We start from the raw sequence: 23725 nt of genomic DNA, 5'->3' as shown, positions 1-23725 counted from the left end.
GTACGACAATGTACAGGTGCGTGGCTTGTTTGCTAGCTAGCTTCGCACATGTCCAGTCCTGCTGTTTGAACTTCCAGATTTGCATAGGTAAGGAGTAGAGCATGAGTCAAACAATGACTTCTACCACTGTAGAAGTGAATACAATTGTTGATCTTCTACAGTTGCGGGCACGCGAGAATCCATGTAGCACTGCGTATACTTTTTTGCGGTACGGTGAGGCAGCCAACGAGAGTGTGAGCTATTTTGAGTTAGATACTCGTGCTCGTGCGATTGCCAGTGTCCTGCGTCAGAAGGGAGGGGAGGGCAGGCAGGTCCTTTTGCTCTACCCTTCAGGTATCGATTATATGGCGGCCTACTTTGGCTGTCTGTACGCTGGCGCGATCGCCATCCCTGCTTATCCTCCTCATTCACAGCGCGCACTCCCCCGTATTCAAGCTATTGTTGATGACGCCAGTGCTTCAATCGTATTAACAACATCGACCATTGCGGATAAAGTGCAGCAGTGGACCGAAAATGTGGCGGGACTAGAGCGCCTGACATGGCTGACGACCGATGCGGTAGATGTCTCTATAGCCGATGCATGGATAGCGCCAGATATTGATGGCGATTCGCTCGCTTTTCTCCAGTATACGTCCGGCTCTACTTCTAGCCCCAAGGGTGTGATGGTCAGCCATACTAATCTGCTGCACAATCTTTCTATGCTGCATGACCAGCTAGGTATTACAAGCGATTCTGTTGGCGTCTCCTGGCTCCCTATCTTCCATGACATGGGGCTGATCGCCGGTATGTTGCTGCCGCTCTATGGCAATGTGCCCTCGGTCTTTATGACGCCGGCGGATTTTCTGCAGCGCCCTCTGCGCTGGCTCCAGGCGATTACTGATTATAAAGGCACCTTTAGCTGCGCGCCAAACTTTGCCTATGAGCTCTGCATGCGGCGCATCGGAGAAAGTGATCTCGCCAGCCTTGATCTGAGTTCATGGACGGTCGCCCTCAATGGGGCCGAGCCTATCCGGGCCGAAACATTGCATCGGTTTACGCAAATGTTTGCCGGCCGTGGTTTTCGTTCCACCACCTTTATGCCAGGCTTTGGTCTGGCCGAAAACACTCTGATGGTCTGCTGTGAGCAGCTTGACAATGCGCCCTATATCAAGAATATCAGCCAGTCGGCTCTAGAAGAGAACCTGGTCATTGCGGCCGGGGCCGCGATTGATGATGTACAGCAGCTGGTTGGCTGTGGAGGTGCGGTACGAGAAAAGGGAGTGGATATCGTCATCGTCAATCCAGAAACGTTCCAGGCATGTAATGTGGATGAAGTGGGCGAGATCTGGGTATCAGGTCCCAGTGTCACGCGGGGCTACTGGCAGCGGCCTGAGGAGACGGCTCAGACGATGCAGGCTCATCTGGCAACGGGTGAGGGACCCTTTTTGCGTACTGGCGATCTGGGAGCGTATCAGAATGGGCAGCTTTTTGTCACTGGTCGCCTGAAGGACCTGATCATTCTGGGTGGACGTAATTATTATCCTCAGGACATTGAGAAGACGGTTGAGCTCAGCCATCCTGCCCTGCGACCAGGGTGTAGCGCCGCGTTCTCTATTGAGCATGAACAGGAGGAACGCCTGGTAGTGATGGTGGAAGTGGATCATCGCTATAACTTCGCCAAAGATGGCCTCTCAGAGCATGCCGCGCGCCAGGAGATCCTGAAAAATATTCGCCGCTCGATCGCGGACTATCATGATTTGTCAGTGTATAAGGTCGCGCTGTTGCGCATCAATGGTATCCATAAGACTTCCAGTGGGAAGGTGCAGCGGCGCTCCTGTCGGGCCGCCTTTTTGCGTAACGACTTCAAGGAGTGGAGGGCTTAGTCCACCAGGCTTGCTTTCCCCATATGGTGCCGCCGACGGCGGCACCACATGAAAAGAGGTTCAGCGAGATTCACCGGGGCGGCTAGCCCCGGTGAATCTCGCTGAACCTCTTTGGGGATTTTTGAAAAATCCGGGATGATCTGTGCCTCTATATGAGAGTGGTGCCCCGGTCGCGTAACGCGACCGGGGCACCACTCTCATATAGGCTGAGATATAGGAAGTGGCCACCCACACGGGCGGCCACTGTCTACAAGTCGAGATCGATTTCGGAGAGCAGGAACTCCAGTTCTTCCTGGCTGACTTCGAGATCGGGGAAGTCGGACGGCGTATAGATGGTCTCGGATTGCGTGGTCTGGGCCATCGCGATGATGGCCTGGAGGGCCTGGAGATAGGCATTTGCCAGCTCTACGATGGTTTCACGGTTATGGATCTGGGGGCTGAACTCCCAGGCGACATGGAGCTCACCCGCTTGAATCAGACTGTTGATGGCCAACAGGTGGTTCCGTTTACTGGTCTGGTGTTGAGTGGGACCCTGGGATGGCCTCAGATGGCTGAAGAGACTTCCCGTTGTCGCGGACGGTGTGTCCAGCTGTCCGAGGTAGTTAAAGACGATCTGTGGCTGTGGGCGCCGCTGCAGCTCCTGACCCAACTGAGCCGCCTGATTAAGGTAGCGCAGGATCCCATAGCCAATGCCATGCTGCGGTATCTGGCGCAAGTGCTCTTTGGTCTGCTTCAGCGTTTCGAGTGTACTGGAAGCGAGCGAGCTCGTCAGTTTGACCGGGAAGATAGAGGTAAACCAGCCAACGGTACGCGAGAGGTCAACATCTGTGAAGAGCTCCTCACGACCATGACCTTCCAGGTCGATCCATACATCGTCCTGCTTGTTCCATGGTGCCAGCACCTGTGCTAAGGCTGTGAGCAGAACATCGTTGATCTGGGTATGATAGATCTCTGGCAGCGTCTCCAGCAGCAGGCGCGTTTCGGTGGCTGAAAGCGTCACTTCAACCTGTTCAATGTCCTGTCCCTGCTCATCGGCAACATGATCAACCGGAATCGATCTGTCGCAACCGCTTGTTTCACGCAGCCAGTAGTCAGCTTCGAGCCGGGCCTGTTCTGAGCTGGCATACGTGACAAGGTGTTCGGCCCACTGTTGGAACGAGGTGGTTTTCTTTGGCAGCTGAATGGGTTTGTGCTGGCTGCTCTGTTGATACGCGGTCTGCAAATCATCGAGCAAGATGCGCCATGAGACTCCATCCACCGCCAGGTGGTGGATAATCAGGAGCAGTTGATCGGGTGCCTGAGCCTGGCCGAGATGGAAGTAGACAGCTTTCAACAGGGGACCTTGCTCAATATCCAATGACGCCTGGGCTTGAGCTTCGATCGCTCGCATCTGGCGCTGCTGTCCCTCTTCTGGGAGGGTAGACAGATCGATGTAGTCGCATGCTGGCTCCTCGTCAGGCTCAGCATTGTACTGTTGCCAGTCCGCGCCTTCCTGGGTAAAGCGTAAGCGTAGCGCATCATGGTGGGTGAGCAATGCCGCCAGAGCCTGTTTGAGATGGTCTTGATCGATGGTCTCTGTGAGCGATACCAGGATAGACTGGTTCCAGTATTCTGGATGAGGTTGCTGCTGCGCGAAGAACCAGCGCTGGATTGGCGTTAACGCCACCGGGCCGACGGCCGGGTCCTGCTGAGCTTCTACCATCGAGCTCTGCTCGACGACCTGACTCAGCTGCTCGATCGTTTGATACTGGAAGAGCTGCTTGGGAGTCAGGTGGAGGCCAAGCTGATTGGCGCGCCCGATAATCTGGATACTCAGGATGGAATCTCCGCCCAGCGAGAAGAAGTTATCCTGAATACCTACGCGCTCCAGGTGCATGATTTCAGCCCAGACATCGGCGAGCTTTTGCTCGACATCGTTGCGTGGCGCAACATAGTCTCTTTCGCCCTCCTGTACGATGCTATCGATATCGGGGAGCGCCTGACGATCGACTTTCCCGTTGTGATTGAGCGGTAATGCGGCCAGGAACACGATGGTCGAAGGCACCATATAGTGCGGCAGCTTGGTTTGCAGGTAGCTTTGGAGTTCCTCCTCATTGAGCTCCTTGCCCTGTTGGCGGACGACATAGGCGACCAGTTGTTTGGTACCCATCCGATTCTGGCGCGCCAGGACGATATTCTCCTGGACCGCCGGATGCATGCCGATCATTGCTTCGATCTCACCGAGCTCGATACGGAAGCCACGAATCTTGACCTGCTGGTCGATGCGCCCCAGATACTCGATATCGCCACTGGGTAAGCGGCGTGCCAGGTCGCCGGAGCGATAGAGTCGGGCGCCGGGCTCGCTACTGAATGGGTGCGGCACAAAGCGCTGGGCCGTTAATTCTGGCCTGTTGAGGTATCCGCGCGCGATACCCGCCCCGCCCACATACATCTCGCCGGCTACACCGATCGGAGTTGGCTGCCTATACTGATCCATGATGATGACTTGAAGATCAGAGATCGGCTGGCCGATGACGCTGCCACAATTGCTATCCAGATCTTTCTCCTGGATTGGCCGATAGGTGACATGCACGGTGGTTTCGGTGATGCCATACATATTGACCAGTTGAGGTTGCTGGTCGCCGTGGATGGCGAACCAGGGTCGCAGGCTCTGGAGTTCGAGGGCCTCACCACCAAAGATCACCAGTCGTAGCGCTAATTGCTTACGCTGCTCTGCCACATGTTCAATCTGGATCAATTGATTGAAGGCCGAGGGCGTTTGATTGAGCACCGTGACTTTATGGGTATGCAAGAGCTGATAGAACAGCTCCGGTGAACGACTGATCCAGAATGGGACGACGACCAGGCTACCACCATGGAGCAGGGCACCCCAGATCTCCCAGACCGAGAAATCGAAGGCATAAGAGTGGAACAACGTCCATACGTCATGGCTATCGAAGTTATAGCATGCCGCGGTGGCGGTAAAGAGTCGGACGACGTTGGCATGCGATACGACCACGCCCTTTGGATTGCCGGTTGAACCAGAGGTATAGATGATATAGGCCGCGTTCTCTGGATCGGTCGTGTGCGTTGGATTAAACGCCTTCTCCAGCGAGAGCAGTGGATAAATGGTATCCAGTCCGATGACGTATTCACTGATGATCGGCAGATTCTGCCTGAGGTGCTCCTGGGTCAGGATGATCGAGATGTTGGCATCTTCAAGGATGTACGCCAGGCGCTCCGGTGGATACGTCGGGTCCAGCGGCACATACGTCCCTCCGGCTTTAAGAATCGCCAGAATGCCAACGATCAGCTCCAGCGAACGCTCCACACACAGGCCAACGTTGACATCGGGACCAACACCAAGCTGGCGCAGGTACATGGCCGTTTGATTGGCGCGTTGGTTCAATGCCTGGTAATTCAGGGTTTCATGTTCACAGATGACGGCGGGAGCAAAGGGATCTCGTTCCGCCTGGATTTCAAAGATCTCCGCTAAGCTCTGGCCGGCAGGGAATGAGCGCGTGGTCTCCGCGAGCGTCGCTTTGACCTGCTCATATTCTGTATTGGTCCAGAGCTGGATCTCTGTCAGCGGGCGATTGGCCTTCCTGGTAAACTCCAACAGTATCTGCTCCAGGTGCTGCAGCAAGCGGGTGATTGCCTCGGGTGCGAAACGCTCGCGGTCATAGAGCACTTTGAGGTTGAGCTGCTGACCCGGTACGACGATCAGGGTTAGCGGATAACTCGTCTGCTCAATGACTTTTGTGCTCTGCAGCGCCCTGGCGATGTGTTCGTCCTGGCCACTGATCGCATTAGCGTCGAGCGGATAGTTCTCAAAGACGAGCAGACTTTGAAACAGCTGGGTGCCATGCGGGAGCGCGCTCCACGATTGGATCTGTGTCAGGGGTGTATAGGCGTATTGTAAGACGTCGGTCTGCTGTTCATGGAGCGTATGCAGCCACGCATTGACAGAGAGTTGTGGGTCGAGCTGGGCACGCACCGGGAGGGTATTGATGAACAGCCCCACCATCTTCTCAATGTCTGTGATCGTCGCCGTACGCCCTGAGGTGACCGCGCCAAAGACGACATCGCTTTCGCCACTATAATGGCTGAGCAACAGCGCCCAGGCGGCTTGAAGCAGTGTATTTGTCGTGACATGTTCGCGGCGTGCCAGAAGGGTCAGGGAGCGGGTTGTCGCCACCGAGAGGAGATCAGCATGCTCTCCATAGCCAGCTGGCTGCTTTTCTACCTGTGTATGATCGATACCCAGAGTGGTCGGCGACGAGAAGCCGCGCAGCGACTCCGTCCAGAACTCCTGGGCCTTTTGCATATCCTGCTGACGCAGCCAGCGGACATACTCGCGGTACGGTGGTCGGTTGACTGGTCGCACCTCCTGCTGTTTGCTCAGAGCCGCGTAAGCCTTAAAGAATGATTCAAGGACGATCGGCAGGCTCCAGCCGTCGAGCAGCAGGTGATGGTAGGTCCAGATCACCTTATACTCCTCATCATTGAGGTGGGCGATGAACAGGCGCATCAATGGTGCCTGGGCTAGCTGAAAGCCTCGCAACCGATCCGCCTCATAATAGGCTTTGATGCGCTCTTGCTGTTGTTCAACACTAAGGTGGCGCCAGTCCTGACGCTCCACCGGCAGTTGAACATCTTGATGGACGACCTGGTGAGCCTCCATCAGTCCCTTCCACCAGAAACTGGTGCGCAAGATAGCATTGTCCTGGATCACCTGTGTCCAGGCATCATAGAAAGCCTGCTCATCAAAGGCCTGATCAAAGATCATACCCACCTGAATGATGTAGTCACCATGCTCAGGCTCGTACAACGAATGGAAGAGCAACCCTTGCTGTAAAGGGGTCAGTGGATAGATATCCTCAATCTGCTGACTATGGCTGAGATGCAGATCGATCTGCGGCTGCGTGAGTAGAGCCAGGGGGAAGTCTGAGGGCGTATAGCCACCAGCCTCCGGTTGCTGGCAATGCTCGATGATCGCGCGCAGCGTAGACATCAGTTCCTCGGCGAGGGCGCTGATCGTTTCCGCATCATAGATGTTCTGACTGTACGTCCACTCGAACTGGATCTTGCCATTGATGATGCGCGAGGCCACATCCAGCAACTGGCGACGCCGGCCCGGCGGACTATAGTCAGAACCGAACTGTTCTTTGGAGAGCGCGAACATCTGATCGTCAGAAAGCACGTGATGAAATTGTCCCAGGTAGTTAAAGCTGATCATCGGTGTATCGAAGTTTGCCAGCGTGTCCTGAACAGCTTCTGGCGCCAGGTAGCGGAGCAGGCCGTAGCCGATACCATGCCGGGGCACGGTATGTAGCTGCTCTTTCACGGATTTAATGGTGGCATCCAGGGTATGGCATCCACTGAGGTCAAAGTGGACAGGGTAGATGCTGGTGAACCAGCCGACCGTACGCGAGACGTCGAGCCCGAATAGGTCTTCGCGCCCATGACCTTCCAGGTTAATGCTGACCTCTTCTTTCCCACTCCAGCGGGTGAGAGTACGCGCTAGCGCTGTCAGCAGGATATCGTTCATATGGGTATGGTAGCGTGGCGGCACATCATAGAGGAGGGCGTGGGTCTCCTCCTGCGTGAGCGCGACCTCCAGGGTATGCGCCGAGGCAACCGTATTTTCACCATTGCCCCTATCGATTGGGATCTCGGCGATGATTTTTTGCCCCTGCTGTTGCCAGTACGCCAGCTCTTGCAGGCAGTCCTCGCTCTGGGCATACTCTTGCATCTGCCGCGACCATTGCTGGAATGAGGCCGTCTTCGCTGGGAGCTGGATCTCTTGCTGCATCTCAATCTGCTCGCAGATATTCTGCAGATCCTCCAGGAGGATACGCCAGGATACACTATCGATGACAAGGTGGTGAATCGTCATGAACAGGCGCACCTGCTCGTTGGCCCCTGGTTTAAAGTACAGGACACGCATCAAGGGACCATGCTCGATATTCAGGCTTTGCTGCGCCTCCTTCGTGTAAGTGAGCAGCGCCTGTGCCTGCTCCTGGGGCGAGAGATCTGAGATATCGATCACCTGGCACAGAACGGATGAAGTTAAGGTCTCGCCAGCACTGATCTCCTGGCGCCAGCCGTCCCCATCCTGGATAAAACGTGTGCGCAACACATCGTGATGGGATATCAGATAGGCGAGTGCCTGTTCGATAATCTCTGGTTCAATGGGATAAAAGAGCCGCAGGATGGCTGCTTGATTCCAGTGATGCACCGGTACGTTCAGGTCAAAGAACCAGCGCTGAATCGCGGTGAGCGCTACCTCTCCCTCAACCTGGTCTGTATCGGTCAGGGCACCGTCATCCTGCGATGCGGCGCTGGCCTGCTGCTCCTTGATCATCTGAGCCATCTCTGCAATGGTTTGATACTGGAAAAAGTGCTTGGGATGGATGCGTATCCCGTGCTGCGCGGCCTGCGCTACGATCTGAATGCTCAGGATCGAGTCTCCGCCGGAGCCAAAGAAGTTGTCGTGCAGGCCGATACTCGGTATACCCAGCGCCTGGCACCAGAGTTCCTCCAGCAGGGTTTCCACATCGTTCTGGCCAGCGGCGGACTCCTCCTCCTGCGATTGACCAAATGCTGGCTCAGGGAGTGCGCGGCGATCTATCTTGCCATTATTCGTCAACGGCAACGTCTCCAGGGTGATAAAGCAGGCTGGTATCATATAGTCTGGAAGGATCTCTTTGAGATAGCTGCGCATCTCCTGTGCCGATAGCGGGCTTTGCTGAACCAGGTAGGCGACCAGGCGTTTGGTTCCCATATCGTCGGTATGAACAATGACTGTCCCATCGACGATCTCTGGATGCTGCAGCAGGATGCTTTCAATCTCACCAATCTCGATACGGAAGCCTCTGATCTTGATCTGGTTGTCCCGTCTGCCAATAAATTCGATGGTGCCATCGCCGCGATAGCGGGCCAGGTCGCCCGTTTTATAGAGGCGAGCTCCAGTTGTGCTGAAGGGATCGGGCACAAAGCGTTCCGCCGTTAACTCCGGCCGGTTGAGATAGCCACGAACCAGGCCATCACCCCCGGTATACAGTTCACCGGCCACCCCGATGGGAACGGGCCGCATACACTCGTCCAACAGGTAGACGGTGGTGTTGCTGATGGGCACCCCAATCGGCACGGACGTTCCAACCTGCTCGACGTTCTGCATGGGATAGCAGCAGGTGAAGGTCGTATTCTCGGTCGGGCCATAGCCATTGATGAGTGTGCAATGGCTATTCTGCTGCAATACTTTCTGTACCTGCGTCACGCCCAGAACATCACCACCAGCGAGCAGAAGCCGCAGGCCGGCCAGAGCGGGCAATTGATGCTCAACCATTTGATGGAACAGACCCGCGGTGAGCCAGAGGACGCTGACCTGCTCCTCGTGCAGGATCTGCGCCAGCTCTTCCAGCGAGGGGGTATGAGCCGGGAAGAGCACCAGGCGACCTCCGTTGAGCAAGCTGCCCCATAACTCTAATGTCGAGGCATCAAAAGAGCTGGGAGCCAGGTGCAGGAAGACATCATGCGCGCTAAAGGTGGCATAATTGGTGTTGCGCACCAGGCGCAACACCCCTCGATGGATGGCGCTTACCCCCTTTGGCCGTCCCGTTGAGCCAGAGGTATACATGACATACACCGTCTGCTCCGGATCGATAGGGTGTTGCAGGTTCTCCTGTGAGAGTCCATCCAGGAGCAGATCGTATTCCTCAGCGCAGATAATCTGCTGTCTTTCATCGACTGGAAGCTGCGAGGCAAACTCATAGTTGCTCAGGATCAGTGAAAGATGGGTGTCCTCAAGCATGTACGCCAGGCGCTCTTGTGGATAGCTGGGGTCGAGTGGCACATAGGTCCCGCCCGCTTTCAGAATCGCCAGGATACTGACGACCATCGGCACGGAGCGAGCCATGCTCAGTCCCACCAGCGTCTCGTTGCTGACTCCCTGAGCCTGCAGATAGTGGGCCAGCTGGTTGGCGCGCGCATTGAGCTCGCGATAGGTCATTTCCTGGCCCTGACAGCTCAGGGCGACCGCGTCCGGTGTTGCCGCCACCTGCTCTTCAAACAAGGCTGTAATGGTGTGCTGCCGTGGATAATCGCTCGGCGTTGTGCTCCATGCTCCAAGCAGCAACCGCTCTTCCTGCTGGGTCAAGATTGGGATGTTGGCAACGAATTGCTGAACATCTGCCACAATGCTTTCCAGCAAGATGCGATAGTGTTCGCTCAGACGAAGCATCGTCTCTTCCTCAAACAGGTCTGAATTGTACTCCAGGTTGCCGGTTATACCCAGTCTGGTCTCCATCAGTGATAGCGTGATCTCAAACTTGGCGCTCCCGGTGTTGACCGGCAGAAACTCCAGCTCCTCTACGCCTTGCAGATGCAGATCGGACAGCGGGGCGTTCTGTAGCACAAACATCACCTGGAAGAGGGGTGAGATCCCGGCGTGGCGCTCTGGCTGGACTGCCTCAACCACCTGCTCAAATGGAACGTGCTGATTGGCGTAGGCATCCAGGCAGACCCGACGGATCTGCTGCAAGAAGTCCTGGAAGCGTGGATTCCCACCCAGATCGGCATACATCACGAGCGTATTGACGAAGAACCCGATGAGGTTCTCCATCTCGGCGCGATCGCGATTGGCGATGCCTGTGCCGACAGCGATCTTCTCCTGACCACTGTAGCGATAGAGCAAGACCTGCCAGGCGGCTAGCAAGGTCATGAAGAGCGTAACCCCTTCGCGCTGGCTCAGCTCCTGAAGCGCCTTCGTCAACTGCTCGGAGAGCGTAAAATTGATCTGCGAGCCGCTAAACGTCTGCTCCAGCGGTCGTGGATGATCCGTTGGTAATTCAAGCTGGGTCGGGACGTTTGCCAGCTGCTCTTTCCAGTAGCTCAGCTGGGATTGCAGGGCCTGGCTATCCATCCATGTGCGCTGCCAGACCGCGAAATCGACATATTGGATGGGCAGCTCGGCCAGGACCTCTGCTTGTTGTGCGAGATAGGCGTTATAGAGCGTACTGAACTCGCGAATGAATACCCCCAGTGACCAGCCATCAGAGACGATATGGTGGATGGTGAGCAGGAAGACGTATTCCTGTGCGGCCGCCTGGAACAGGTGGGTGCGCAGCAGGGGGCCTTTCGCCAGGTCAAATGGCTTGCGCACCTGGAGCTGCATCAGCTGTTCCAGCGTGGCTGTCCGCTGTTCCTCTTCAAGCTGCGTGAGATCGACGACCTCCAGACCGAGGGAGATCGATGGCAGGATGACCTGAAGCGGATTGCCCTGGGTGGCGCGAAACACGGTACGCAGCGCCTCATGGCGTTGAACGATGGTCTGCAAGCTATATTCTAGTCCCGCGATATCGACCTGGCCGCTCAGGCGGATCGCGACACAGAGATTGTAGGTCGCGCTCTCATGCGCCAGTTGATCCATGAACCAGAGCCGTTGCTGGGAGAACGAGAGCGGCAGCTGCGGATCTCGTTTGACAGGCTCAATCGCTGGTGGTACCTGTTGGGACGTTATCTGCTGCTGGCTTTCGATCAAGGTGGCGAACGCCGTCAGCGTTGGAGCCTGGAACAGGCTGCGCAATGGTAGCTCAATATGCAACTGATCTCTCACCCGCGAGAGCAACTGCGTTGCCAGCAGGGAATGGCCGCCGCACTCAAAGAAGTTATCGTATCTACCCACCCGAGCATGCCCCAGCAATGCCTTCCAGATCTCGGCCAGCACCTGTTCGAGCTCTGTACGGGGCATAGCATCGACATCCTCTGGCTCATGCCCATACGCTGGAGTTGGCAGCGCTTTGTGATCTATCTTGCCATTGGAGCTTAAAGGCAGCGCTTCAAGTGCGACAAACATGCTCGGAACCATATAGGCGGGCAGTTTCGTACGCAGGAAGGTCTGGAGCTCCGCCTGTGCTGGTATGAGCGCGGTCGCGGAGACAATGTAGGCCACCAGTTGTTGATTGCCCGGCACATCCTCGCGTACCACGACAACGTTCTCGCGAATAGCTGGATGCTGTTGCAGTACCGCCTCAATCTCTTCCAGCTCGATGCGATAGCCACGCAGCTTTACCTGGTGATCGATGCGTCCCAGGAACTCGATGGTTCCATCCGCCTGGAAGCGGGCGAGATCGCCGGTTCGATAGAGGCGAGCACCAGCCTGCTGGCTAAATGGATCGGGCACAAATGACTGGGCGGTGCGTCGCGGATCGTTCAGGTATCCTGTGCCTACGCCTGCGCCGCCAACCACGAGCTCACCGGCCACTCCCACCGGAACCGGTTGCCAGTAGGCATCTATAATGTAGAGCTGCGTATTGGCGAGCGGCTGTCCAAGTGGCATGACCGCAGATGTAGTGACAGGCTCACCTTTGATAGTCAGGTGGGTCACATCGTCCGAACACTCGGTGGGGCCATAGGCATTCAGCAGTGGTACCTGCTGATTGGCTTGCCACCAGCGCTGACACAGCTCTGCTGGCAGGGCTTCACCCGTCACCAGGAGCCAGCGTAAACTGCGCGGTTTCTGCGCCAGGTCATTGGAGCTATGCGTGTCCAGCAGGGAACGCAGCAGCGAGGGCACTGTTTCCAGGATCGTGATCTGCCTCTGCTCAATCGCTTGTAGCAGGGAGGTTGGATCGTGCGCAATTTCATCGAGCAGGATATGCACCTGTCCACCACTGAGCAGGCCAGCGAAGAATTGCCAGACCGAGATGTCAAAGCAGTGGGAGGCGGTCTGCGCAATGGTATCTGCCGGCCCGAGCTGCAGGGCGTGAATCTTGGCGTAGAGATGATTGATCATCCCCTGGTGGTTGATCATGACCCCCTTGGGTTTGCCGGTTGAACCTGATGTATAGATCACGTACGCCAGCTGCTGCGGATCAGATGGGGCAGGCAGTGGCGGCACCAGGTCCATGGTTTGCTCTGACAACGGTCTATCCAGACAGATCATATAGGCCGGGTCGGCGGGGAGATCATGGCGCAGGCTGGACATGGTCAGCACGGCGACTGGCCGGGCTTCAGCGAGAATGGTTGACAGGCGCTCGATTGGCATGAAGGTATCGAGCGGGAGGTAGGCGCCATTGGCCATCCAGGTTGCCAGGATACCCACCACCATCTCGATCGAGCGAGGCAGATAGAGCCCGACCAGCTGATTTGTGCCAACGCCGACCTGCGCGAGGTGATATGCCAGGTCCTGAGCCTGCGCCTGCAACTGGGCATAGGTCAGCTGCCGACCTTGATCGACCAGCGCGATCGCGTCCGGATGGAGATTTACCTGGCGTGCGATCAAATCGGGCAGCGTTTTCTCCTGGGGATAGGATGCCTCTGTCATATTCCACTCTTGCAGCATTCGCTGCTGCTCCTTGAGCGTGAGGAACGGGAAGGTCGTGATGGCCTGTTCTGGCTGCATCGTCATAGCCTCTAGCACGACGACGAAATGTTCAACCATGCGCGCGACAGTTTCTGGTTTGAACAAATGGGTATTGTATTCCAACGATCCATAGAGATCCTCACCGCGATCGGCGAGGGAGAGGTACAGATCAAACTTGGAGATATTGCTTTCTAGCTCAAAGGTCTGCAGTTGCAGGTCAGGCAGCGTAAGATCGAACCATGCGTTATCCTGAAGCACAAAGAGCACCTGGAAGAGTGGTGAGCGGCTCAGGTCACGCTGCACCTGCAATGCCTGCAGCAGCTGTTCAAATGGCATCTCTTGATGCTGGAAGGCCTCAATGACGGTCTGCCTTGTTCGCTTCAGGCACTGCTGGAATGAAGGGTTTCCTTGCAGGCGTCCACGCATCACAACGTTATTGAGAAAGAGCCCCACCACATCCTCGATTTCGGGTCGCGAGCGATTCGCCAGCGAGGTTCCGACCAGCACATCCTCCTGTCCACTATAACGACCGAGCAAGATATGCAGCGCGGTGAGCAAGGTCATATAGACGGTGACCCCTTCTTGCTTGCTTAAGGCGCGGATGCGTTGTGTGAGCTCCTTTGATAGGCTAAAGACATGATGCCTGCCATGGGTTTCCAGTACCGCCGGGCGAGGATAATCGGTAGGCAGTTCCAGGATCGCAGGTGCGTCGGCCAGTTGCTGGACCCAGTACTGTTCCTGCGTTGCCAGGGTCTGTCCCTGTAGCCACTGCCGCTGCCAGTTGATGAAGTCGGGATAAGTAACAGACGCCGCGGGCAAGGCGGGTTCTTGTGCTGTGATATAGCCCGTGTAGCATTGCTGCAGGTCTTTATACAGGATACCCAGTGACCAGCCATCGCCGATTAAGTGATGAAAGACGATGAGCAGGATGAAGTCGCTTGCTCCTATCTCATATAAGCAGAAGCGGGCGAGTGGCCCGTTCTCAAGATCGAAGGGCTCTCTGAGGGCCTGCTCTGCCAACTGCATGGCTGTAGTCTCACGGTTCTCCTCAGGCAGATGTGAGAGCGGTATATAGGTGAGCCCCCTTCCGGCTCCTGGTGTATAGAGCTGTACCGGTTCACCATCGTGCTCATGGAAGGTCATATTCAACATGCTGTGGCGCCGATATAACTCATCAATGCTCTTTTTGAGTGCCGCGACCTGTAAATTGCCACGGATGCGGAAGGCGCTATGCTCATTATAGACGCTGGTGCCGGGAGTCAGTTTTTCCAGGAACCAGAGCCGCTGTTGCGCAAAGGAGAGCGCTCCCGCCTTCGCGTCCGCCAGTTGTACCTGGTCTGGCGCGGAAGCCATGGACTGATCTTCTTCGGGTGCGAACAGCCGCCGGAGCAGGGCAGTGATAAAGCTTTCCAGAGTGCTGCTACTGAAGAGGAGGGTAAAGGGGATCACGCACTCCAGGCTTTTCTGTAAGCTATTGATTAACTGTGAGACGGTCAGCGAATCCAGGCCCAGGGCAAAGATCGCATCGCCTGGTTGCAGCTCTGGAACTTCCTCAAGCTCTAGCAGGCGCGCCACCAGTGTGCTGATATGCCGCAAGAGCAGCATCGGCCTCTCTGTATCTGAGGCCACCTCAAGCTGATCGCGTAAGGTGGTCTTTGTTGCCGGAAGATTCCCCTCTATCTCTACCAGCGTGACAAGCGCCGCCTGGCTACTGGCATAGAGCTCCCACTGGGAGTCAGCATTTTGCCAGAAGAACTGGAATGTTGCTTCCTGCTCATTGATGGTCGCCAGGAGTTGTCCCGATCTGGCGTGATCTGGTTGCTCCGTCTTATGCAGGACTGGTTTGCCTACATGGAGAGCCTGTCCGATCGGGGCCAGTGATGTCGCACTGGCCAGCAGCAGATTCGTATAAACCTCTTCCAATTGTGCGTCTGTCAGGCTAGTAGTGGGCAGACTGGTGTCATGCCGCAGTGGGTGGATCTGCCAGAGGTGGGTATTGGCCGGATAGGCCAGGGTCGTATACGAGTGCAGCAGCGGGTGCTCAGTTGAGGATTGGTTCTCTGATCTCTTCTGTTCTGGTGCGGTATTAATCTCTTCCTGGTCCAGCCAATCCAGCCAGACGCGTTTGCGCTGCCAGGGGTACTGTGGTAGATCGACATGCTGAAATGGTTCTGGATAGACATGGGACCACTGAATGCTGCATCCTTGCTGGTAGCAGATACTGACAACTTCTAACAGGGCGTCGCGATAGGCGGATGGGTTGACATCTCCCAGAGAGGACAGAACTATGATCGAATGATTGAGCTCTTCATTGTTTGAGCATGAGCTCAGGAATTCAGAGCATGCGTTGAGCTCTAGCACCAGTGTGCAGCTTGATCCAGGTCGCTGCGCTAGCTCGGCGCTGGAGATAATGGGGAGGGAAGGAGGCTCAAGCGGTATCGAATCGTCTGCCTGCATCGGTGGGAGGATGTGCTGATCGTGCTGGCAGAGCGCTTGTAGTACCGGAGCCAGGGACTTTCCCTCAATCGCCAGCGCAATAGCCTGAGCCAGGAATTGATCAGCCCCGATCAGGGTATCGGGTGTGATTCCCCACGTATTCCACAGCTGGGCTAGCCCTACCTGGAGCACGAAATTTCCAATGTGTGTGGCGGCCTGCGCGGAAAGTTCCTCTTCCTGGACGACATCATCCAGATAGGCCAGCAGGGACCAGCCAGTCAGGTTGTGGAGATGGCGATCACTTTCGGATACAATGCGGTAGAAAGCGGGTTCGCGCAGCAACGCTTTACAGAAACCCTGCCAGTTCTTTTGTGGTTCCTGACCGGAGGCGAAGGCGATTGTGGGCCGTTGCCGGGTATGTTTTTTGATCTGGGCCTGACCAGCGGGAGTTGCCAGGAAGGTATGTATCTTTTCCGCTAGTTGTTGCATTGTTGCGCCCTGGAAGGCCAGGCGATACGCATGATGGCTCCGTCCAACAGAAGCGCTTGAGCACAGGTCATGCAGGGCCGGTCCCTGTGTATCACGGGCAGCCAGGAATTGCGCATAGTCTTTGACAACCTGTGCCAGGGCATCTGCTGAGCGTGCCGAGAGTGGTAAGAGATAACTTGTGGCAGAAGAATGCCCTCTCTGTTTTTCTTCAGAGTGTGGAGCGGCCTGAAGAACGGCATGCGCATTGCTGCCGGAGAGTCCAACCGAGGTGAGGGCCGCGGTTGGCACCCCTTCTTTAGCGGGCCAGGTCGCTAACGATGTCTGCGCTTGAAGTCCATTGGCGGCCAGGTCGATAGCGGGATTGAGTGCCTGCAGATGGAGGGTAGGAAAGACCTCGCGATGGAAAAGCGAGAGCGTCACCTTCATAAAGCTTGCCATACCCGAGGCCGCGCCCAGGTGTCCAAAATTTGTTTTGACCGAGCCGATGCGGCAGGGATTGTCAATAGCTCGCTCGCCGTGCCAGAGTGTACCCAGGACCTGCGCCTCGACCGGATCGCCTTTTGGCAGACCCGCGCTATGCAGCTCGATATAGTCAATCTCATTAGGGTCGATCCCGGCCTGAGCATGCGTGCGCTGCATCAGTGTTTCTTGCGCGTCTGGATTAACGGCCGTGATCCACTCATTATGGCCATTGTGATTCAAGCCGATGCCGGTGAGGATAGCATAGACGCGTTCGGATCTACGCACCTGCGAGAGTGGTTTCAGGATGACGACACCTGCGCCCTCACCGCGCACAAAGCCATCGGCGTTTGCATCGAAGGCGCGGCAGCGCCCAGTGGGTGAAAGCATGCCCAGCTTTGACAGCATAATTGAGCTATCGGGAGAGAGCATCAGCTCGACGCCACCTGCGATCGCCAGCTTTGATTCTCCCAACCAGAGGCTCTGGCACGCATAATAGATGCTCGCCAGCGAGGAAGCGCAGGCCGCATCGAGTGTAATGCTTGGCCCCTGCAGATCAAAGACATAGGAAATACGATTGCTGGCGAGCGAAGACATCGCCCCCAATCCAGTAGAGCCATCTAATCTGGACCAATCCTTGCTCTGCATGCGTAGATAGTCATTCCAGACCTGCCCGATCGTCACACTGGTCTGGCTTTGGACCACCTCCTCAAAGGGGATGCCCGCGTCTTCAAACGCCTCCCAGACCACTTCAAGCAGCAGGCGATGCTGTGGATCGAGATATTTCGCCTCGCGAGGTGAAATACCAAACGCTTTCCAATCAAACTGATCAATGTGATCGAGAAATGAGCCCCAGCGGCTATTCATCTTTCCTGGTGTGTTGATATCCGCATCGTAAAACTGCTCGATATCCCAACGCTCGGAAGGTACCTCGCGTATCATATCTTTTCCCTGGCGCAGTAATTGCCAGAGTTCATGTGGGCTACTTGCACCGGGGAAGCGCAGCCCCATACCAATTACCGCGATTGGCTCTCTGCCTGGATTATGCATGCTATTCATAAGGTTTATCACCCTCCGCGTCTATAGAGCTATAGCTGTTCCATTGTGCTTGATCAGGTACGTATGCTGTATGTGCAAGCATAGCGCTCGTGCTGTTAGGGCACATGTTAGTTCCTCCGTTAATCTGTCCATCTCATCATCACTCCTGTTGAAGCAGGGTCATGCTTATGGGTGTGGATCAAATGTCACCGGACAGGAACGGAATCCGCCGAGAATTGGGTTGGGATTCATGATTGCTGGATGAGCAGGGTCCGTTTTTAGGTGTGAAAGTTGAAGCAGTCTCTGCAGTGACGCATGGGCTTCAATGCGCGCGATCGAGGCGCCGGGGCAACGATGTTTTCCAAAGCCAAAGGTCACATGTTTTACCGGGCGGTGGGCATAATTAAACTCTTTCGGGTTCTCAAAATACTTCGGATCATAGTTGGCCGCCTCCAAAAAGAGGAGCACCTTTTGTCCGCGCCGGATATGATGGGAACCGGGGAACTGCTCCGACAGATCCGCGTCCTGCCGGGCCCAGCGCGCGATATAGCGAGTTGGAGGGCTCATGCGTAAGGCCTCTTCACAGATCAGTTTGGGGAGAGCGGGATTCTGGACGAATTCCGCCTGTAACTGGGGCCAGCGATCGAGTATTTTGGCTGTACCTGTCCCGATCAGTTTTTTCGTGGTGACGTGTCCGGCGGTCAGGATCATCACCGTACTGGAGAGTACCGCCTCCTCATCAGGAAAAATTTCGGGGGCCGCATGAAAGGCGCTAATCAGATCTTCGCCGGGCGTCTTCTTCTTCTGAGCCACGTGCTGCCGCAGGAAAGAGATCAATGCGGTAAGATCCTGCGCATTGCCAACGGGGAAGCCACTGGCGATATCCGAGATCGTCTCTGAATAGCCCAGGTAGCGCATGAATTTCTGATGCTCATGGATATCGATGCCAAGGACGCGCAGCGTCACCGAAAAGGAGATGGCTGACGCAAAATCTTTGACGATATCCATCGATCCATGAGGAGCCAGGGTCGAGAAGCGTTGCTGGACAATGGTTTGGATATCGCTGGTTAAGCGCCTGGCTGTTTGCGCGATATGTCTGAGGAGATAGTGATTGGCCCGCTGATGTTCGATGCCATCCTTAAAAAAGACCGATTGGCTCAGCGTGCCCTGTACCGCGTCCCAACCCATGGCCGATTTGGGGGAATAGGTCCCCAGATCAGAGGTGAAGCGTTCATCCTCTAAGATAGCGACAACTTCTGCATAGCCTGTTACTATCCAGCACTGGCTCAACGCATCAAAATAGATCGGATCGGTCGCACGCAGATCATCATAGAGTTTATGTGGATTGGCATATCCTCGTTTGAGGGCAGAAAAGCTAAACGGTTGATGACTATTGGCAATGGTCATGATGGCTCTACTCCTCTTCAAGCATGTCTACGCTTATCACGTGAAGCACTCAAACTAATTGAAAAAATATATTTCCCATCATTTTTCATTGTAGTAATCTGAGGAGTCTCTGTCATGCTCTCCATTGCGTATTTTTTTTACCCTTGCCGGGCGTATTGTGTGCTGAGGATACCGCGTACGTTGAGCCGCAGCTAGAATACCCAGGAGTACTCATGAGGTGAGTGCTCCTGGGTATTCTTCGTTCCTTGCGGTTTCAGGAAAATTGGGGATGACTCATAGTTTGTTAAGACGCCTGTACCGGAAAAAATTGTGGCACTTTCATGGCGAGCATCATATCGCCTGTCACTTTAAGCTTCCCCGTCATAAACGCTTTCATGGAATCTAATTTACCTTCCGCGATAGCCATCCAGGTTTTATCGCTGGTCGTAAAGGTGACATCTGGTTTTTCAATACCACCAGGTACCAGCTGGCCCACGCCATTCACGATCTGGAAGCCCCAGACGCCAGATTCCTCTCCTGTGATATTCCACTGTAGCGTTTTGTTCATTCCTGTAGCCGCTGACGTATTAAATCTGCCGGTCATTGATTCGAACAGTTCTGAAACAGTCATGATGTTGTTCTCCTTCTTGGTCTCATGGTTACTTATTGAAATGGAAAACTCCTTTTTGAGCACCTGCCGGTTTCTCTGAGGAGTCGTTACACGAACGTTTTGATATACTGGCTTGCCTTGTGGGCAATGGCCATAATTGAGAGCATTGGATTTACTCCACAGGCCGTGGGAAAGACACTGCTATCACAGATGAACAGGCCCTTGATACCATGCACCTGATTGTTCTCATCAGTGACAGAGGTATCCGGGTGAGCCCCTATACGGCACGTGCCCATCTGATGGGCCGAGAAGAGCACGACACGGTTGGGCCCCAGCCCGTTGCGTTTGACCTGTCGATCAAACGCCTGGAGCAGTTTGCGTTGGGTGTCCTCATCCTCCGAACGTTTCAGATCAGTAGGCTTGTTTTGCAATGAAATGACTCGTTCCGCGCCAGCGGCGAGATGGATACGCGCCCCCTGTCTAAGGCCATGTAAGAGATGTTTGCGGTCATAGGCAGAGGGCACGTACTCTATCAGCGGCTCTCCACTTTGGTCCACCTTCACGCTGCCTTCGCCTTTATCGCGTGTTAAGACGATGATCGAGGCAAGGTGTGCAACGTTTCTCATCTCATCGCGATAGTTGCGCGCGGAATACCACGGTGTCGCCAGGCCAAAGAGACCTGGATGGGTGGGCGCAACCTCTAGCTTATAGCCATAGTTACCGTCCAGGTGGATGAACTGGTCGGAATATGCTGATTGCAATACCCCTTTCCAGGCATAGACATTTTCGGCATAGACGCCGACACTGATACCGGTAGGGTGAAGATGGAGATGCTGGCCTATATGTGCGTTCTCAATGCCCGATCGCAACAGGAGCGCGGGTGTATAGAGTGCTCCCGCGGCAACGACTACGGCTCCTGCGCGTATCAGAACGGTGGAGGTTTCTCCTGTTTGCGTGTTTTTGACGCTGGCCTTGACGCCTACGGCCCGCCCATTTTCAATGAGAATCCTTTCTGCGCTTGCGTGCACAATGATACGGGCATCATGTGCATATGCATCTTGCAGATAGGTCTTCATGGTGGATTGGCTGCAGCCGTAGCTGCAGCCAAAGTTACATGCCCCACAACGCTGCTGGCAGCCAATGGCGTTGCGGCGTACCGTTCCCGCGTGATAGCCGAGGGTTGTTGCCCCGTCGAAGAGGCGCTGATTCTGCTGATTGTGCTGACTGTGGTCACTATTGACGCTGATGCGTTGTTCTACGGCGGCAAAACTCTGCTGCAATTGAGAACCGGTGAAGCATCCTTTGAGACCGGAGCTGTGATCCCATTCTGAGAGCACTTCATCCGGTGTGCGGAAAGAGGTCATCCAGTTGACCACGGTACCTCCACCTAATGTGCTGCCCGCCATCATAATCAGACCCAGGTCATTGCTGGCCAATGCCCCTCGTTTCAAAAAGAGCTCTGGCATAGCCTGCGCCTCTTGCTGGGTAAAGTTCCCTTCGTGGTTATACCCTCCTTTCTCCAAAACAATGACCTTCTTTCCCGCCATGGCCAGCTCGCCAGCGACAACGCCCCCTCCCGCGCCAGATCCAATCACAACGACATCTGTTTCCAGCGTCGTTTCTTCTGTGATTATGAAAGGAGTAATGGGAGCAGGCTTTTCCACAGACGGTGGTGCTGGAGGTGTGTAATCTAGCACGCTCCAATTGGGATTGTTGCCGTGCTCGTTGAGCGTGGAGAAGTAGATCAAGCCAGCAAGTCGCTTTAAGCCCTGATAACCCTGGCGAAACGGCCCGATCGGACTGTTCGCCAGGGCGAACAGGTAGCGTTCGCGCCTTTCTTGCGGAAGCTCTACAAATGGACGTGCACTTCCTGCCAGCAGGAAACTGACAGGCGCGGCGGTAAACAGGCGCAGGAAGAGTCGAATGTTCGCCTGGGTTTCCTTGCTTTGCTCTCCCAGTTTCTCCGCTATCTGTTGTGCGACGTGCAGATCTTGCGCACAGCGACGATAGTAAGCCGCCACAGCGCCGGAGCTCCCCGCTGGCGGCTCAAGCGAGGGGAGCAGGGTATCGCAGATCGCCTGTAAAATAGCAAACTCAGCGGGCGTGAGCCATCCGGTGACATGGCTTTCTGTCACTGGACCCGCCAGAGATGATGTGATAGCCATAAGCTACCTCCTGCGCCTTTCTTTCAATTCTGGTTGCCTATTTCCTGCTCGCATCCGGTTACAGCCCTGGCCAGCTCATCCAGCTTTTGATCCACGAGCTGCGCTATATTGGTTACCTGCTCATTTTGATACTGGTGAACGAGAGAGGTAAGCCGATCATAGGCGACGAAGGCCATCCCTTCATAATCTTCATAGACAAGAATGCGCGGTGGCGCATAGAGTCCGATCTCAGCTATTTCTTCGATCATCATGACCCCGATCAGGTGATTGCCAAGCGAATACTGCGTGATCCGCTTCTTCTTGCCGGTTAGCGAAAGCAGCGTCCCCTGGTCCATTTTGACGAAGGTCGTAAAACCGCTGCTTCCGATCAAGGGCTGGGTAATCTCCGCCACCTGTTCCCAGGTCGCTTTCATGGTTGCCAGCTGTTGTGGAATGACCTCCCAGTTACCATACACGCCCACTCGTGCTTCCAGGGCTCCCAGGACGTCATCATAAGAATAGCGGGACGGTATGACGACATGCTCAATCGTGATATGGGTGATGTAAGGCGTATCAGTTGTTGTCACCTGGTCTCTCCTCTCTCAGATGCCCCTTTTGAGAAGGGGGTTCATGTGCATCAGCGTAGAGGCTGATGCACGGCTACGCAATGACGTTTGTTTGTTCTCTTCTTCTAATGAGCGGCGGTCGTCTCTGTCAGACTACCTGCACCCAGAATTTGTAGGAGGTTCTCAGATGAGAAGAACTCGCGGAACGGGATCGTGTTCTGGATCACACCGAAGAAGCGGTTGATCGCCTCTTGATTTCCACGCAGCGCCGCCAGCACCTGCTGGAACTCGATGGGAAATGGCTCAAGCGTGGCGCGATCACAGATGAACTCGTAGAGTGGCGTGATTATCTGGTTACGTTGTTGCTCGTAGCCCTTCAGCGCTTCGTCCAGCGGCAGTTTATCTGACAGACCGGCATGAACCGCGTTCGCCAGCAGTTCAGCGTCGCGGAAGGCATCTGTTATCCCCTGGGCCGTGATGGGATCTTTGTGGAAGCCCGCGTCGCCTACCAGGGCCCAGCCAGGACCATATGGTTTGCGGAAGAAGTTTGGCAGATCGGCGCTGCCCATAAAGCGATCGACGCGTTTCCCGTTACGTGCCCTCCTGCCGAGGTCAGGCGCGATGACATCAAGGGTCGCCAGGAAGTTCTCTTCGAGGTTAGCCTTGAAATCCTGGAACTCGCCGTGGGTCCATTCTACAAAGATCGCGGCCTGCTGGTCATTGGTTGGGAAGGCAACGATGGTACGATAGGGGCGTGTATAAAACTCCAGGCTGTCAATAGGAACGCCGCTCCAGTACGTATAGTAGCCGCAGGTGCCCGAGGGCGCTGTGTTATACATGGGAGCATCAACCGATCGCGCGACAATTGAGCGCATGCCGTCGGCGCCGATAACGAGACGTGCGTGTTCAATGACCGTTTTTCCATCGGGGCCATGTCCGCGAATGCCTGTTACCTGCTCCCCGTCCATGAGAACCTCTTCCACGATGAAGTTCTCGCGTAGTTCCGCGCCCGCTTCGACGGCGGCATCCGCCAGGATCTTATCCAGGAAGAAGCGCTTGGGAGCATAGATGGCCGCGAACCCATCATCAACCGGGGGAGGGAAGCCAACCAGGGTAAAGGCTCCAAAGAGCTCGAAGGAAACATCGAGAACAATTCTTTTGACCGGGGGACAGTTGGTGGCTTCAATGCGCTCCAGCAATCCCCAGCGCCTCAGTTGGGCGCTGCCCGCCACCGAGATCATATGGGTTGAGAGCGTCCTGCTGGGGAAGCTGGCTTTATCCAGCAGAAGTACACGGTGACCATTGCGAGCCAGCAACATCGCTGTTGGTGAGCCAGCGCAACGGGCTCCAACAACAATTACATCGTACATAGCAAATGCCCTTTCTTC

The 23725-nt window shown here is 55.4% G+C and carries 7 protein-coding genes; 1 reads left to right on the top strand and 6 read right to left on the bottom strand.

All coding sequences use genetic code 11. The features are described 5' to 3' along the window. Positions 1-101 precede the first annotated feature (101 nt). On the top strand, positions 102-1862 hold the full coding sequence (locus AABA21_RS03795) for a fatty acyl-AMP ligase (RefSeq protein ID WP_338247655.1): 1761 nt from the start codon (positions 102-104) through the stop codon (positions 1860-1862). 247 nt (positions 1863-2109) lie between these two features. Here AABA21_RS03795 and AABA21_RS03790 read toward each other — a convergent pair whose 3' ends face one another. The 6 genes from AABA21_RS03790 to AABA21_RS03765 form a co-directional block, all read right to left on the bottom strand. Beyond that, entirely contained in the window at positions 2110-17652 is a 15543-nt protein-coding gene (locus tag AABA21_RS03790; RefSeq protein ID WP_338247654.1) for an amino acid adenylation domain-containing protein, read from the bottom strand. A 165-nt stretch (positions 17653-17817) separates the two neighbouring features. Next, complete coding sequence (locus tag AABA21_RS03785) at positions 17818-19038, bottom strand: cytochrome P450 (protein ID WP_338247653.1); 1221 nt, start codon at positions 19036-19038, stop codon at positions 17818-17820. 283 nt (positions 19039-19321) lie between these two features. Beyond that, positions 19322-19648 carry an SCP2 sterol-binding domain-containing protein gene (locus AABA21_RS03780; RefSeq protein WP_338247652.1) on the bottom strand — a complete coding sequence of 109 codons (327 nt, stop codon included), beginning with the start codon at positions 19646-19648 and terminating at the stop codon, positions 19322-19324. A gap of 86 nt (positions 19649-19734) precedes the next feature. After that, a complete protein-coding gene (locus AABA21_RS03775; protein ID WP_338247651.1) occupies positions 19735-21792 on the bottom strand; it encodes a GMC family oxidoreductase N-terminal domain-containing protein in 2058 nt (685 codons plus the stop codon). Positions 21793-21815: 23 nt separating this feature from the next. Continuing rightward, a complete protein-coding gene (locus AABA21_RS03770) occupies positions 21816-22358 on the bottom strand; it encodes a DUF302 domain-containing protein (RefSeq protein WP_338247650.1) in 543 nt (180 codons plus the stop codon). Between the two features lie 104 nt (positions 22359-22462). Beyond that, positions 22463-23707, bottom strand: coding sequence for an NAD(P)/FAD-dependent oxidoreductase (locus AABA21_RS03765; protein WP_338247649.1), 1245 nt, complete (start codon positions 23705-23707; stop codon positions 22463-22465). Between the last annotated feature and the right edge of the window lie 18 nt (positions 23708-23725).

Source organism: Dictyobacter halimunensis, from assembly GCF_036245075.1.
The sequence above is the reverse complement of the archived record's forward strand: the minus strand, read 5'-3'. Positions and strand labels throughout refer to the sequence as shown.

Bases quoted from the DNA above. Each gene is read 5' to 3' on its own strand.
- AABA21_RS03795 (WP_338247655.1), top strand. From the start codon at position 102: ATGAGTCAAACAATGACTTCTACCACTGTAGAAGTGAATACAATTGTT.
- AABA21_RS03790 (WP_338247654.1), bottom strand. From the start codon at position 17,652: ATGAATAGCATGCATAATCCAGGCAGAGAGCCAATCGCGGTAATTGGT.
- AABA21_RS03785 (WP_338247653.1), bottom strand. From the start codon at position 19,038: ATGACCATTGCCAATAGTCATCAACCGTTTAGCTTTTCTGCCCTCAAA.
- AABA21_RS03780 (WP_338247652.1), bottom strand. From the start codon at position 19,648: ATGACTGTTTCAGAACTGTTCGAATCAATGACCGGCAGATTTAATACG.
- AABA21_RS03775 (WP_338247651.1), bottom strand. From the start codon at position 21,792: ATGGCTATCACATCATCTCTGGCGGGTCCAGTGACAGAAAGCCATGTC.
- AABA21_RS03765 (WP_338247649.1), bottom strand. From the start codon at position 23,707: ATGTACGATGTAATTGTTGTTGGAGCCCGTTGCGCTGGCTCACCAACA.